This window comes from Acinetobacter sp. S54, assembly GCF_016624945.1.
Lineage (GTDB): Bacteria > Pseudomonadota > Gammaproteobacteria > Pseudomonadales > Moraxellaceae > Acinetobacter.
Window position 1 is genome coordinate 16943 of the sequence record NZ_JACVUI010000022.1, and the last position, 12925, is coordinate 29867.

General features: G+C 39.9%; 14 protein-coding genes and 1 other RNA gene. 6 read left to right on the forward strand and 9 right to left on the reverse strand.

What is annotated here, in order from left to right; all coding sequences use genetic code 11:
• Nucleotides 1-72 precede the first annotated feature (72 nt).
• Together IAE20_RS16490 and nudC are read left to right on the forward strand one after the other, a co-directional pair.
• Entirely contained in the window at nt 73-1719 is a 1647-nt protein-coding gene (locus IAE20_RS16490; RefSeq protein WP_200482675.1) for a chemotaxis protein, read from the forward strand.
• A complete protein-coding gene (nudC, locus tag IAE20_RS16495) occupies nt 1719-2468 on the forward strand; it encodes an NAD(+) diphosphatase (RefSeq protein ID WP_200460818.1) in 750 nt (249 codons plus the stop codon). Before IAE20_RS16490 ends, nudC begins: the two co-directional genes overlap by 1 nt.
• Nucleotides 2469-2519: 51 nt before the next feature.
• Here nudC and IAE20_RS16500 read toward each other — a convergent pair whose 3' ends face one another.
• The 4 genes from IAE20_RS16500 to IAE20_RS16515 form a co-directional block, all read right to left on the reverse strand.
• On the reverse strand, nt 2520-3404 hold the full coding sequence (locus IAE20_RS16500) for an alpha/beta hydrolase (RefSeq protein ID WP_200482674.1): 885 nt from the start codon (nt 3402-3404) through the stop codon (nt 2520-2522).
• The gene (locus tag IAE20_RS16505; RefSeq protein WP_200460820.1) at nt 3394-4095 is read right to left on the reverse strand and encodes a BON domain-containing protein; all 702 of its coding nucleotides are present in this window, start codon (nt 4093-4095) and stop codon (nt 3394-3396) included. Before IAE20_RS16505 ends, IAE20_RS16500 begins: the two co-directional genes overlap by 11 nt.
• A 70-nt stretch (nt 4096-4165) precedes the next feature.
• Nucleotides 4166-4570, reverse strand: a complete 405-nt coding sequence (locus IAE20_RS16510; RefSeq protein WP_200482702.1) for a YraN family protein — start codon at nt 4568-4570, stop codon at nt 4166-4168.
• A gap of 14 nt (nt 4571-4584) precedes the next feature.
• Complete coding sequence (locus IAE20_RS16515; RefSeq protein WP_200482673.1) at nt 4585-5520, reverse strand: penicillin-binding protein activator; 936 nt, start codon at nt 5518-5520, stop codon at nt 4585-4587.
• 12 nt (nt 5521-5532) lie between these two features.
• Here IAE20_RS16515 and rsmI point away from each other — a divergent pair, with 12 nt between their 5' ends.
• Complete coding sequence (gene rsmI, locus IAE20_RS16520) at nt 5533-6375, forward strand: 16S rRNA (cytidine(1402)-2'-O)-methyltransferase (RefSeq protein WP_200460822.1); 843 nt, start codon at nt 5533-5535, stop codon at nt 6373-6375.
• Nucleotides 6376-6409: 34 nt separating this feature from the next.
• Here rsmI and IAE20_RS16525 read toward each other — a convergent pair whose 3' ends face one another.
• From IAE20_RS16525 to IAE20_RS16545, 5 genes are all read right to left on the reverse strand, one after another.
• Complete coding sequence (locus IAE20_RS16525; protein WP_151832722.1) at nt 6410-6664, reverse strand: hypothetical protein; 255 nt, start codon at nt 6662-6664, stop codon at nt 6410-6412.
• 173 nt (nt 6665-6837) lie between these two features.
• The gene (locus IAE20_RS16530; RefSeq protein ID WP_200482672.1) at nt 6838-8070 is read right to left on the reverse strand and encodes an FAD-dependent monooxygenase; all 1233 of its coding nucleotides are present in this window, start codon (nt 8068-8070) and stop codon (nt 6838-6840) included.
• Nucleotides 8067-9272 carry a 2-octaprenyl-6-methoxyphenyl hydroxylase gene (ubiH, locus tag IAE20_RS16535; protein WP_200482671.1) on the reverse strand — a complete coding sequence of 402 codons (1206 nt, stop codon included), beginning with the start codon at nt 9270-9272 and terminating at the stop codon, nt 8067-8069. The genes IAE20_RS16530 and ubiH overlap by 4 nt, the downstream gene beginning before the upstream one ends.
• Nucleotides 9273-9299: 27 nt before the next feature.
• Entirely contained in the window at nt 9300-10625 is a 1326-nt protein-coding gene (pepP, locus tag IAE20_RS16540) for a Xaa-Pro aminopeptidase (RefSeq protein ID WP_200482670.1), read from the reverse strand.
• 61 nt (nt 10626-10686) lie between these two features.
• Complete coding sequence (locus IAE20_RS16545) at nt 10687-11319, reverse strand: UPF0149 family protein (protein ID WP_151832718.1); 633 nt, start codon at nt 11317-11319, stop codon at nt 10687-10689.
• Nucleotides 11320-11383: 64 nt separating this feature from the next.
• Between IAE20_RS16545 and IAE20_RS16550 the strand changes: the two genes are divergently transcribed.
• From IAE20_RS16550 to ssrS, 3 genes are all read left to right on the forward strand, one after another.
• Nucleotides 11384-11944 carry a hypothetical protein gene (locus IAE20_RS16550; protein WP_200460826.1) on the forward strand — a complete coding sequence of 187 codons (561 nt, stop codon included), beginning with the start codon at nt 11384-11386 and terminating at the stop codon, nt 11942-11944.
• Nucleotides 11941-12225, forward strand: a complete 285-nt coding sequence (locus tag IAE20_RS16555) for a cell division protein ZapA (RefSeq protein ID WP_200482669.1) — start codon at nt 11941-11943, stop codon at nt 12223-12225. Before IAE20_RS16550 ends, IAE20_RS16555 begins: the two co-directional genes overlap by 4 nt.
• Before the next feature lie 102 nt (nt 12226-12327).
• Nucleotides 12328-12513, forward strand: a non-coding RNA gene (gene ssrS / locus IAE20_RS16560) — 6S RNA.
• Nucleotides 12514-12925 lie beyond the last annotated feature (412 nt).

Here is a 12925-nt window from a genome sequence, read left to right on the forward strand (position 1 = left end):
TTTAATGATCAGGGATTCAATTCACTCTATCAGGCAATTTGACACCAATAACATAGGAAAGGTGCAGCTTAAATGTCTTATCAAAGCTCTATTCACTTCGACCCAACTGCATTATTAATAATAAAAAATGAAATTGATAATTCAATAAAACTTGTTGAAAACGCAGTAAGTACATTAGCGGAAGAACAAGCCTTGCCTTTTGGCATAGATGATGCGCTGAATCAATTTGAACAATGTGCCCGTATTTTAGCAATGATTGATATGCCTCGTCTGGCGCAGATCACCGATTATTCAGCATCGTTGATGCGTAAAATTATGTCTGAACCGCAAAATATTCAGACACAAGATGTGGTTGCTTTAAGTGAAGGCACCACCATGTTAAAACGCTACATTGAATTTATTTGCCTGCGTGAAGTAAAGGTTTCACAATTCTTAATTGATACATTGAATCGTCTTGAACTTGCTTTGGGGAAACCGCAAACACGCGAAGGCGAACAAATTTTACCTTTATTGGACTGTTTTCAGCCTAACTTCAATTTGTTAGCCACACCAGAATTAGAAAAATCAGCTTATATTCATCAACTTTATAAATTATGTTTGCATAAACTTCTTCAGCATACTGCAAAACCACTGGATTTTCAGGCGATAAAACTGATCGGAGCCTATGTAGCATCACTGGCTCAAAATACGCCTAGTCAACAATATTGGCAGTTAGTCAATATTGCCTTAGGCCATATTGAACACCTGATTTTAAATAATGCACGTTTACGCATATTTATTCAGTTAGAAACCAGCATGGGACAATTTCTGCAACAACCAGAAACCTTTACAGCATCTAGTGCAGATTTGGCAGATATACTCAGCCTTTGTATTAGTCAGGAAGATGAGATTTCTGAACATATTCGCCAACAACTAAATATTGGTGATGAACAACTTTCAGATACTCAACTTGAAGTTCTAAGTCGCCATTTGTATGGTCCAGATTACAATACCATTCATACTGCGAGTGAGCTGATTACGGATGCTATGACACAAATCCGTAACGACATTGAATATAACTATCAAAATATGTCGACAGAAAAAATTCAAGAGTTACAGGCAAGCTTAAAAAATCTGGCCAACGTATTTAAGGTGCTCAATTTAAGCGAAGCGCATCAAGAGCTTTATCATCAAGCAGAAGCACTCAACCAGCCGAGCATTCTCAACGATGAAAATTATGCTCAACAATTGATGAAAAGCATATTGGCAGCGATGAACTCCATTGGAATTCTGGAGCGTAATTATCTTTCCAGTCGTTTGCAACTGCGCGTCAACAATATGAATATTTCGCTGGATCGTTTAGATGAGGCGCACCAAGCTTTACTTGGTGAAAGCAAGTCATTGATTGGGATGGTGATCGAAATGCTTCTGCAATGTGAACAGCAACCTGAAACACAAGCGCTCGAAGCACTATCGGTCTACTTAAAAGAGCTCTCTGGAGCTGCTTTATTTTTGGGAAGTAAAGAGCAACAACAGGCGTTATTACACACTGCCCAATTTGTACAGACATCTCAGCAACAACAACAAGTTCTAAATATTGAACAGATTCGCCAGATTTTAAATGTTTTAGCCAGTCTCGATATGCTCATTGACAATTTAAAAAATAAACAACCTGTTTTACAATCTATGTTTGATGTAGCATTGGAAAATAGTCGGAAATTACAAACAGCGGCGGCCTAATGTCACAACTTTCACTTGCCTATATTTTTCATAATCAACAATTACTTGTCGATGAAAATTACCAACTTCCAAAGGTTGAAACACTTGCAAGTGATTTAAAGTTTAAAGCGGGTGATCATGTCATTGCCCGTGATTTACTCGATGATGAAACTATTCCAGAAAGCTTGCAGCTTGTTCCAATTCGACAGCTCATTACCTTATGGTCTGTTGATGAATTTCAGAAAGCAAGTCGGGCGGTGCAACTTCTAGAGTGGCGACGTAACCATAAGTTTTGTAGTCATTGTGGACATGAAACGCATATTCATCCTGTCGAATATGCCATGATATGCCCCGCTTGTCGTTATCACCAATATCCTCGTGTTCAGCCTTGTGTGATTACTATTATTACCAAGGATCAGAATGAAGTTTTACTAGCAAAAAATGCAAATAACAAAAGCAATATATACGGGCTTATTGCTGGCTTTGTCGAAGTTGGGGAAACACTGGAAGAAGCGGTACAACGTGAAACACTTGAAGAAGTGGGTTTAAAACTAAAAAATATTCGCTACATGTCGAGTCAGCCATGGCCTTTTCCAAGCAACTTAATGATCGCATTTCAGGCTGAATATGACTCTGGAGAAATACAACTCCAAGAAGAAGAAATTAGTGATGCGAAATTTTTTAAATTTGATCAACTTCCTGAAATTCCATTTAAAGGAAGTATTGCACATGCTATGATTATGCAGGTTTTGCATACGCATAGTGCTTGATTAAAATCCCAAAAAAGTGGTGCAAACAAGATAAATCTGAAGCCTGTATCTTTAGGCTTCCAGACTCTCGTTTAAAAAACTCAGAATGGTTCGTTTAGTTTTGAAATAACGACTAAACAAGCTAGATAATGTGCCAATAATTGAGATATGTCCCGTTTTTGGGATAATTGCAATATGGCTATGATTGCCATGCTGCCTCAGGATATGGTCTAAGTCGATACTGTTTTTTGCTTTGACAATTTGATCATTTTCCGCCAACAATAAATAATGCCGAATTGGATTTGAATCAACAAAATAATATGGCATCACCTGCTGATACTGAATCTCCTGATTAAATGCATCCTGCGCAAGAGGATCACCCTTATAGTCAAAATGATAAGGGCCTGCAATACCAATAATCGCTTTAATACGATCCCGACAATGAACCAAATTGGGATGGGGATGATACACCACTGACATAACATTAAATGCTCCAGCAGAATGCCCCATCAAAATCACATGTTGTGTGGAAATTTTTAATTTAGCTTGGTGTTGGTCCAAAAAATTTAAGGCCAACGCCAAATCATCAATATAACTCGGAAAAATATATTCTGGCGCAAGATGATAATTGATAACCGCGACATCATAGCCTTCACGTGCAAATGTTTCCCCTATAAAGGCATAATCCTTTTTATCACCATGCTGCCATGCGCCACCATGAATAAATACAATCAGAGGCTGGCCTGCCACAGCTTTTTTAGTTCGATACACATCTAAACGCTGACGTGCTTTTAGTCCATAGGCGACATTTTTCTGAACGCTGTAGCTTGACTTAGGCGTAACAAAATTAAGTGCATAACTGCCCAGATCGTACAAGCGAAACTCATGATACTGATGTTTTATTTGCTCAAAGCGCTGTTGTAACTGTTTGAGTATCTCAGTTGGACTATTGAGCATTAACTGGCTCACCCTGATCAGGGTCAATGGCAACGGGAGTCTGTACGTCAGGTTGTGCTGTTGCATTCCCTACAAGAGGACTAGCTACAATTGAACTGGCGGTCGTCCCTGCACTTGGCTGGTCAATATTATCGATGAGCGTCACGATTTTTGTAACATTGCCGACCTTTTGCAGTACCTCATTCAGATCATTGATTTCTGCAGTATTTAGTCGGCCCATCACATAGAGTACGCCGTCTTCAGTATGAACTAGTACTTTTGTATCAGAAACAACAGGTGCACGTACCAATAATCCACGCGTGTTGGCTGTTACAGCGGAGTCCTGCATAATCGTTGAATAACTGACTTGTGGACCTATAGTGATATAGTTATGTACCGTTTTCACATCACTCATCGATTTAACATTATCTTCAGCCAATTGGCGTAGATGCTGATCAGGAACTTGTCCAGTAAGCAAAACATTACTGTGAAAACTTTCAATGTTGACACGAGACTGTTTAAAACGTGGATCAAGTTTGTATAAATTAATACTTGCTGTACGTTTGATAGAAGAATCAATAAATACTTGACCCAGACTACGCGCACCACTTTCTGTTCCTACTGGAGATGAACCAGTTCCTCCAGAAATAAAGCTGGCACACCCAGATAAACTCGCGACACACAACGCCGTTATTGCAATACGTTTAAACACTCAACAAAGCTCCCTGAAAACTCTTTTGAAATCATGTTTGCATCTCCAGCTCAAGAGTAATGAACTCTGGTTACAAAGTAAATGCATTTTCAATCCATTGCTGATCATATCGAAGTTTAGAAAAATCCTGCTGTACTGTTTTTGCAATTTTCTGTGGAAAATCAAAACAAATTACATCAAAACGACAATAAAACTGTTCATAGACAGGATTGCATATCAAAAAGTATTCAGCCGTGCGAATAATTTTACGTTGCTGGCTGGGGCGAATCATTTCATTGGCCTGTCCATAAGATCCTATAGAGCGTGCTTTGACTTCAACAAAAATGAGTTCTTGTCCACGCTCAACAATGAGATCTACTTCTCCATAGCGAGAGTGGAAATTTTGCCGTACCAGCCGAAACTCGTGCTGCAATAAAATTTGTAGTGCTTGCTGTTCTGCCCATTGACCCAAGGCATGCTTATTGTTGATTGTCATCATTTCGTGAATAATTAAAGTTGTAAGATGGTATTTTTCTGTTTTTGATAGCAATGTGGAATTCGTGTCACACGTTGAGAATTGACATCGAGGTCACCCGTACGTCCTTCGAGCGTAAAATTTTGAATTTTTGGCGTTTTTAAATAAAGCTCCGCCAACATCCATGCATCGGCTCCAAACGCAATAAGACGCTGATAAGGCATACTTACGGGCTGCTGCAAATAGGCATGCGCAACATCATTCCATTTATGTTCATATAAAGCTGGAACATCGCAAAACTTTAAACCTTCTGGAATAGGCTGATTTTCTTCAATCGTGGTCGGTTGAGCATAAACATTATTTTTGGGTAAATTTGATAATTGATTTACCCATGCATCATCACCTAGCAACAACAGTCCTTGTCCTTTTTTCAATTTCTTCGGTGCATCATGAACCATTTGAACCGACTCTCCAAGCTGAGTCATGATCGACATCAGGTACAATTCGCTTTCCTGTTCTCTACCAGTTTGGCGCAATACAAAAAGTTGTGAAATTTTGTCTTTGAGCAAAATTTGTTTGAGTGCATATGCATCGTCCTGTTTAGCTAGACTAAACTGAATCACATTGGGTGATTGCATTTCAATTTCATTTAATGCCAATACCCGAACTTTTGGATTCAATGCCACCATTTGTTCGATTTCACTTTTTGCCAATGGTCCCACAATCAGTTGTGTCTTTTTATTTACATTTCTCGCCAGAATATTTTTGATGTTCTGTTTGTCAGAGTTAACAAATTTAAGCGGTACTTTGTCCTCAGATAAGGCATAAGCGCTCATAAAACCAGACTTAATGCTACTGGCAGCTCGCGCCATAGGCCCCGATTCGGGTAGAATGACCAACACTTCAGCTTGCGCTTGCGATATAAAAGCTGCAAAACACACCAGCAGCAATCTTTTTTTATTATTCAACATGGAGTAAACCTTATGAGTGCTCAGTTATTTGTAGTAGCAACCCCAATTGGGCACTTGGATGACATGACCTTTAGGGCTATTGAAATTCTTAAATCAGTTTCTATAGTTGCGGCAGAAGATACACGACAATCTGCGCTATTATTTAAGCATTATAATATATCAACGCCGCTGACTGCATGTCATGATCACAACGAAAGTAACAAAATTGAACAACTAGTTGAAATATTAAAATCGGGGAAGAATATTGCGCTAATCAGTGATGCAGGTACACCATTAATTAGTGATCCTGGTTTTAAACTGGTACGTGCAGCACAGCAACACAATATTCGAGTGACGCCTGTGCCAGGTGCATGTGCCGCAATTGCAGCATTAAGTGCAGTCGGGCTTCCAAGTGATCGTTTTAGTTTTGAGGGCTTTTTATCATCAAAATCTTCTCAGCGTATTAATCAGCTCGAAAAACTCAAGGATGAAACCCAAACCCTGATTTTTTATGAAGCACCGCATCGTATTTTGGATTGCGTTAAAGATATGGCTACGATTTTTGGTGAAGATCGTCCAGTTGGTTTCGCCCGTGAAATTACTAAGACTTTTGAAACCATTAAAAAAATGACCTTAAAAGAGTTAGTGGTATTCATTGAACAGGATCATCATCAGCAAAAAGGTGAAATTGTATTGGTGGTCGGTGGCAATCCCGAAGAGAAAGATCTCGCTCAAGAAAAATTGGATCAGTTACTAAATCGTTTATTACAGGATCTATCAGTCAAAGCTGCTTCTCAACTGGCAGCCGATTTAACAGGAATAAAAAAGAAGATTGCCTATCAACGTGCGCTAGAACTTACCCAGAGCGATGTTTAAAAGAAAAAAAGCATCACCGAGGTGATGCTTTTGATTAATGCCTTGCCTCTTCGTCGGCAGGAACTTCAGTAATTTTTCCACCTTTGGCTAAAAAGGCTGCAATTTCATCTTCAAGTGCCTGACGTTGCTTTTGCTTTGCTGTCACAGTGAGTGTTTCAGCTTCAGCGAGATCGGCGTCACTTAAATTACCGCTTTCTTCGCTATCACTTGCACCACGTTCAGCAGCTTTCGCTTCATCTTCATCGACAGCTGAATCTTCAGCTTCATCATAATCATTCGTATCTGTCATTTTCTGCTCCCCATCATGATCAGTAAATGTTTTATGAAACTCATCATAAATTACGAAGAAATGTAGCAATCTCTTGAGCATTCGCAAAGAGGCTTTTGCTCCAAATTCGTATTTTTTTTAACCATATTGGTAATAATATATAAATGATTGTTTAAAAAATATCTACTCTCTCATTAAATTGCATATCGCGTGTTCTTCAAACTATGTAAACCGCTCGCTTGCTGCATAAAAGCATCTTTAAATAAAGTGGAACGATTGACCTGACGCAAGCCAAAATTTCGTGCAAAAATGAGCGGTGTAATTTCAGTAGTTTCTAGCCAACCTATCGCAGACATACTATGCATCATGGCTGCATTTTGCCCTTTACGTTGATGTTCGTAGCGGCGCAAGGTTTGTTCATGTGCCCATACACCTCGTTGCAAATCATGTAGCAATGCATCGCATAGCACGGCTGCATCCAGACAGCCAATGTTCACACCTTGTCCCGCCAAAGGATGAATAACATGTGCTGCATCACCAATCAGGGCCAAACCCGCTTTTACATAATGTTGTGCAGAACGGGCTTTTAATGGAAAGCGCGCGCGAGATCGAACATCTATAACTTCGCCCAACATATGCTGACTTTCACGCGTTAAAAGTTGTATAAATTCAGCATCGGAGAAAGCCGAATATTCTTCTGCATAATCTTCAGGTAAAGTCCAAACAATCGATTGCCAATAGCCATTTTCTTGCTCATCCAAACTAGCCATGGGCAAAAAAGCCAAAGGTCCTGTTGGCAAAAAGATTTGTCGTGCAACATATTGGTGTGGCTGTGTAGTTTTAATGGCACAACTGATTGCTGCTTGATGATAGTCCAATACATCCAAACCAATATAAGCCTGATCACGAACAAACGAATTTGCGCCATCAGCACCAATTAACAATCTGGTTTTTAGAATCTGACCATCTGCAAGTTCAACGCACCAACATTCTACTTGCTGTTCAACACGCACTACTTTTACCTGAGTACGATAGTCTTGAATCTGCTGCAACATTTTCTGTTGAATCACAAGATTGAGCAAACTTGGCTCAACCATTGAACCTAAAGCTTGATCAGCGGTTGGAATAAACTGAGATACTTGACCAAATTCAATCTCACCATAGCCATTTTTATTCCAGACATGCATACCTGTGTAAGGCATTTGTCGTGGTAAATCATTCCACACATTCACTGCTTTTAATAAATGAATGGTTGCCTGACTGAGTGCCAAGACACGAGGGTTCAACATACTATTAACGTGTTCTGGATCAAGAATGGGAGCAGCATCCAGTACAGTCGCTTGTACGCCACCCTGAGCCAATAATAGAGCAGTCAGACCACCAACCAAACCACCGCCTACGATTACGACATCAAGAACATCACTCATGCTTTTAATCCCATAGCATAATTGGCGACTAAAGGTTTAATTCCCGGAATCACATCAAATGCGACTAGACCTGTATTGCGTAGCAATTTCAAGACAGGATTTTGATTACTAAAACCACGGACTACAGAATCACAGAATTTAATCACCCGCTGTTGGTCTTTTAAACGCGCTTGTTCATAGGCGAGTAAATTTTCTGGATGACCTATATCCTCTGATTGAGTTAAATGCTGAGTAATAAAACGAACTAAAACATCAGCGTCACGCAGGCATAAATTAAACCCTTGTCCTGCAACAGGATGAATCGTATGTGCAGCATTGCCCATTAACACAACACGTCCTACGGCCTGCTTATGTGCCAAAACCTGTGATAATGGATAACTAAATCGTTTACCAGTTTTCTCAAATTTTCCAGCCCGATCGCCATAGGTTTGTTGCAAAGCATCCAGAAAATGTTGATCATTTTCTTCACCCAACCATTCACTTTCAGTACCTTTTTTAACAGGCCAAACCACAGAACGACGACTCTCTCCTGGCAAAGGCAATAAAGCCAATGGCCCAAGCGCACTAAAGCGCTCAAATCCTACGTGATTATGCGGTTTCGAGGTTTGTACAGCAGTGACAATAGCAACCTGATCATAGTCATGAACATCCACTCCAACACCAATGGCCTGACGACAAAAAGAATCACGACCATCAGCCGCAATCAATAATTTTGAAGTCAAGATGAGTGTCTCTTGATCGCGTTTAGCATGAATCGTAACTTGCGCTGTATTTTGTTCAAGAGCAATGACTTCTACCCCATCAATCAATTCAATGAGGGGCTGCTGGCGAACTTGTGTCAACAGCACTCGACCAAGCCATGCATTCTCAATCACTTGACCAAAACTTTCGACTTTTTCTTGTTCTGCAATTAAACGCGCCTTACCAAAACTGCCTTGCTCAGTAATATGCACTTGTAAAATTGGGGTAGCATGTTGTTGTAAAGCCTCCCACAAACCAAGTTGTTGATAAATCATCACACTACGGCGCGATAATGCCGTATTTCTGGCATCAAAACTGGAATGATACGGTGCAAGCTGATCATCGTCATAATTTGGATAACAAATGGCTTCAAGCAATTGAACAGCGATATTTTGTTTGGCCAACATCAGCGCCAGACTTAGGCCAACCATTCCCCCACCGACAATAATGACTTTTTGCACGGTCACACTCCTCAAATCTGATTATCGTTATATTTTAGCTTGAGCCATAAGTTGCTCAATATCTTCAATCTCTTTAACTACTGCACCTGTCAAAACCAATGGCCCCTGAGCAGTAGCCACTACATCATCTTCGATGCGGATACCAATACCCCGCCATTTTGCTTCCACAGTTTCATCGTCAGGCGCGATATACAATCCCGGTTCAACTGTCACCACCATACCTTCTTCATATGGTCGCCATTCACCTTCTTTTTTGTAATTGCCAACGTCATGCACATCCATACCTAACCAATGCCCTGTTCCATGCATATAAAATTGGCGGAAAGCTTCGCTTGCAATCAGCTCATCCAATTCTCCGTTCAGCAAACCTAGATCAAGCAAACCCTCAGTGAGAATACGCACTGCTACTTCATGTGGTTCACGGTATGAATTCCCTACACGTACCGCATCTATCGCTGCATATTGCGCCTTAAGCACGATTTCATAAAGGGCTTTTTGTTCATGGCTAAATTTACCATTAACAGGAAAAGTTCGTGTAATATCAGATGCATAACATTGATATTCACAAGCGGCATCGATAAGTACCAAATCACCATCTTTAAGCGCTTTGTCATTTTCTACATAATGCAATATGCAGCCATTTGCTCCGCCGCCCACAATACTATTGTACGATGGCACACAACCATGCTGACCAAATATATAATTTAATTCAGCTTCTAACGCATATTCCATCATTTCAGGATGAACTTTTTGCATAGCACGAGTATGGGCAGCAGCACTAATATCCGATGCAATTTGCATAAGTTCAATTTCCTGTTTGGACTTAATCAAACGCATTTCGTCGACAATACGATCCAATTGCAAAATTTGCGATGGCGCTCCATTACCACGACGCTGCTGAGCATCGGCCTGTTTAATCCATTGACTGACACGCGCATCAAACTCAGCACGATGCCCAATACGATAATAAAGTCGCTCTTTATTTAATAGTTTTTCCGCAATTTCTTCATCTAACAAATCAATAGCATATGCCTCATCAGCATCAAAATCTTCAATCGCGCCATCGATGCCTGCCCGATAACCATTCCATATTTCCATGTCACGGTTACGTTCACGGCAAAACAGACTATAGGTGTAATCATCAACCGTATCAAAGGTTTCAATGACCGCTATCGCTTCAGGTTCAGCAAACCCTGTCAGATAAAAAAAGCTACTATCCGCACGAAATTTATAATCCGCATCTCGGTTACGATAGGCTACAGGACTGGTTTCAATAATGGCAATACTGTTTGGCCCCATATGCACTGCGAGGCGGTCTCGACGAAGTTCAAAATCTGCTTGAGTCAATTTCATTAGGCTATAAATCTTTAATTATCAAGTGGTAAGGTAAAATAAAAACGATAACATCGCCCAATTAGCTTGGACGATGCGGAGTAAACATTTCAACTACGCTTTGGTTATCTTTTCGTGCAGGATCATTTTGACTTTTGGCATGAAAGTTTTTTAAAAGCGAACTTTCTTGAACTGGAATTTTTTTACGCCCAATCGAAAGGCTCACAGGAATCAAGCGAACAAATTCGTACAATTCTTCGTAGCTGTTTTCACCTTCTTCATCATCATCTGAATCTTCAAATTCAACAGCTGCCACATCCTGTAAATGTTCAATCAACTCAATTTCATCACTACGAATATGACCTGATGCCAATCCAAAGCCAAGTACCACGCCTGCACTCCAGTCTGCCAATGCTTGAACACGTTCTTGCAAAGAATGTTCATCATCTGGAAGCATAGGTAAATAATCTAGCTCATCTTCCGATAAAGCGTGTGATACATCTTCTGCCTCATCTGCGAGCAGTGCAAGTGCTTCATCACTTAAATGAGGTACATTCAGTGTGGTTAAAATTTGCAACCATTCATCGCGGCTTGGCGCTTCGGTGACACAAACGATGCCCGTAAGTAAACCATGCAGCTCACTTGGGCTTGAAATCTCTTCAATTCCGTTAAAATTTGTGAACCATTCATTCCAACCTGAAATATCGTCTTGCATTCGCTTATCCAATCTCTATACTGCATATATATTACCTTTGATTGCAATTCTGTGCGACTACGTTATGTTAGAACAATTACAGCGTCTACAGACGCATATGGGCGTTTTAAAAACGCGTTTACATCACCTTGAAAGTGAAAATGAGTCACTGACTCAAAAAAAACAACAGGATGACGAGCAGCATCATGCTCAAATTGTGCAAAAAAATGGGATTATCACCTCCAAACAGGAAGAAGTTGATAATCTGACTGAACAACTTTCGCAACTACAAAATCAATTTCAACAATTGAACACAGATGCAACCGCTCTGGCTGATCGTTATAGCCGTCTGGAAAAAAGTTGTACCGACCTTAAAAATCGTTTTCAGGAAATTTTGGCTGAACGCAATGATTTGCGCGTGACTAAAGAAAAATTGCAGTTACAGCAACGTCACTCTCAGCAAGAATTACATGACATTCAGCAGGATCGTGATCGCTTACTTCAAAAAAATGAATTGGCTAAATCCAAAGTAGAAGCCATCATTCAACGTTTAGCGATTTTAGGCACAGAGCAGGATCAAAATGCACAGGAAATTCAGCAACTGGCTGATCCCAGTGTAGAAAATCAAGAGGAGATTCAATCATGAGTGAACAAGTAATGGTTGAATTACGATTGATTGAACAAACTTTCCGTTTAGCGACCACTTCTGATAAAAAAGAAGAACTGGAACGCGCAGGTCAAATGCTCAATGATAAATTTAATGAAATGCGCCGCAGTGCGCCACGAGTTGAGCATAACAAACTGGTCATTATGGTGGCCCTGCAACTGATGCAGGATGTACTCAGTATGAACAGATCACTTCAGGAATATGCACATTGTGAGCGTTTACTTGAAACAATCTTAAACGATGTCCAACAAATCGTATAAACAATGCAGTGGTATCGAGTAAAGCTTCACCATTTGAAAACTAAGTTTACATAACGACAGACTCAATGGATTGTCATTGAGCAAAGATCGGTTATACTAAAGCTGTCTCTGGGATGTTCGCCAGCGCGTCTGATTCCCCTGAGCCGATACTATCTTTTTAGGATAGCGCTCTGCGTATTTAGAGCGTATGCCTGCCCTGTGCAGGAAACCCAGCAAGTACGCGTCGCTTCCACCTTGAACTTAAGGGTTCAAGGGTAAAGACATTGCAGCGGCATCTTCGGAGGCATTTTTATTTTTCAATAAAATAGAATAATCGCCCATTATAGTTTTACTTCACATTATTGTTTTTAATTTGACGATTTAAATTCCATTAAATTATCTAAATAGATTGATTCTCAACTACATCCTTAAATGTTTTATATCGTGCGTTATTACTTGCTTAAAACTTTGATTACAACATCCACTTTATTCAGTTATTAGTTACGTTTTTATCTTTTAGTTTTTAATAAATATAAGTTTTATGAAGCAAAGAAAGCATTCTAAATTAAATTTATAATCATGACTTAAAGAAATAAAACGACTTAGAATATTCAAATAAATTAGGCAATGGTTCTTAATTATAATTAGGTCTCTTGCCTTTCTCCACGCGTCCCTACAAATGAATCAGGCCAGTGATTCACCCACTAGCCTGAATTTTATT

What these genes read in the sequence shown, in the direction of transcription:
- IAE20_RS16490 (WP_200482675.1), top strand. Translation starts at nt 73, where the DNA reads ATGTCTTATCAAAGCTCTATTCACTTCGACCCAACTGCATTATTAATA.
- nudC (WP_200460818.1), top strand. Translation starts at nt 1,719, where the DNA reads ATGTCACAACTTTCACTTGCCTATATTTTTCATAATCAACAATTACTT.
- IAE20_RS16500 (WP_200482674.1), bottom strand. Translation starts at nt 3,404, where the DNA reads ATGCTCAATAGTCCAACTGAGATACTCAAACAGTTACAACAGCGCTTT.
- IAE20_RS16510 (WP_200482702.1), bottom strand. Translation starts at nt 4,570, where the DNA reads ATGACAATCAACAATAAGCATGCCTTGGGTCAATGGGCAGAACAGCAA.
- IAE20_RS16515 (WP_200482673.1), bottom strand. Translation starts at nt 5,520, where the DNA reads ATGTTGAATAATAAAAAAAGATTGCTGCTGGTGTGTTTTGCAGCTTTT.
- rsmI (WP_200460822.1), top strand. Translation starts at nt 5,533, where the DNA reads ATGAGTGCTCAGTTATTTGTAGTAGCAACCCCAATTGGGCACTTGGAT.
- IAE20_RS16525 (WP_151832722.1), bottom strand. Translation starts at nt 6,664, where the DNA reads ATGACAGATACGAATGATTATGATGAAGCTGAAGATTCAGCTGTCGAT.
- IAE20_RS16530 (WP_200482672.1), bottom strand. Translation starts at nt 8,070, where the DNA reads ATGAGTGATGTTCTTGATGTCGTAATCGTAGGCGGTGGTTTGGTTGGT.
- pepP (WP_200482670.1), bottom strand. Translation starts at nt 10,625, where the DNA reads ATGAAATTGACTCAAGCAGATTTTGAACTTCGTCGAGACCGCCTCGCA.
- IAE20_RS16545 (WP_151832718.1), bottom strand. Translation starts at nt 11,319, where the DNA reads ATGCAAGACGATATTTCAGGTTGGAATGAATGGTTCACAAATTTTAAC.
- IAE20_RS16550 (WP_200460826.1), top strand. Translation starts at nt 11,384, where the DNA reads ATGTTAGAACAATTACAGCGTCTACAGACGCATATGGGCGTTTTAAAA.
- IAE20_RS16555 (WP_200482669.1), top strand. Translation starts at nt 11,941, where the DNA reads ATGAGTGAACAAGTAATGGTTGAATTACGATTGATTGAACAAACTTTC.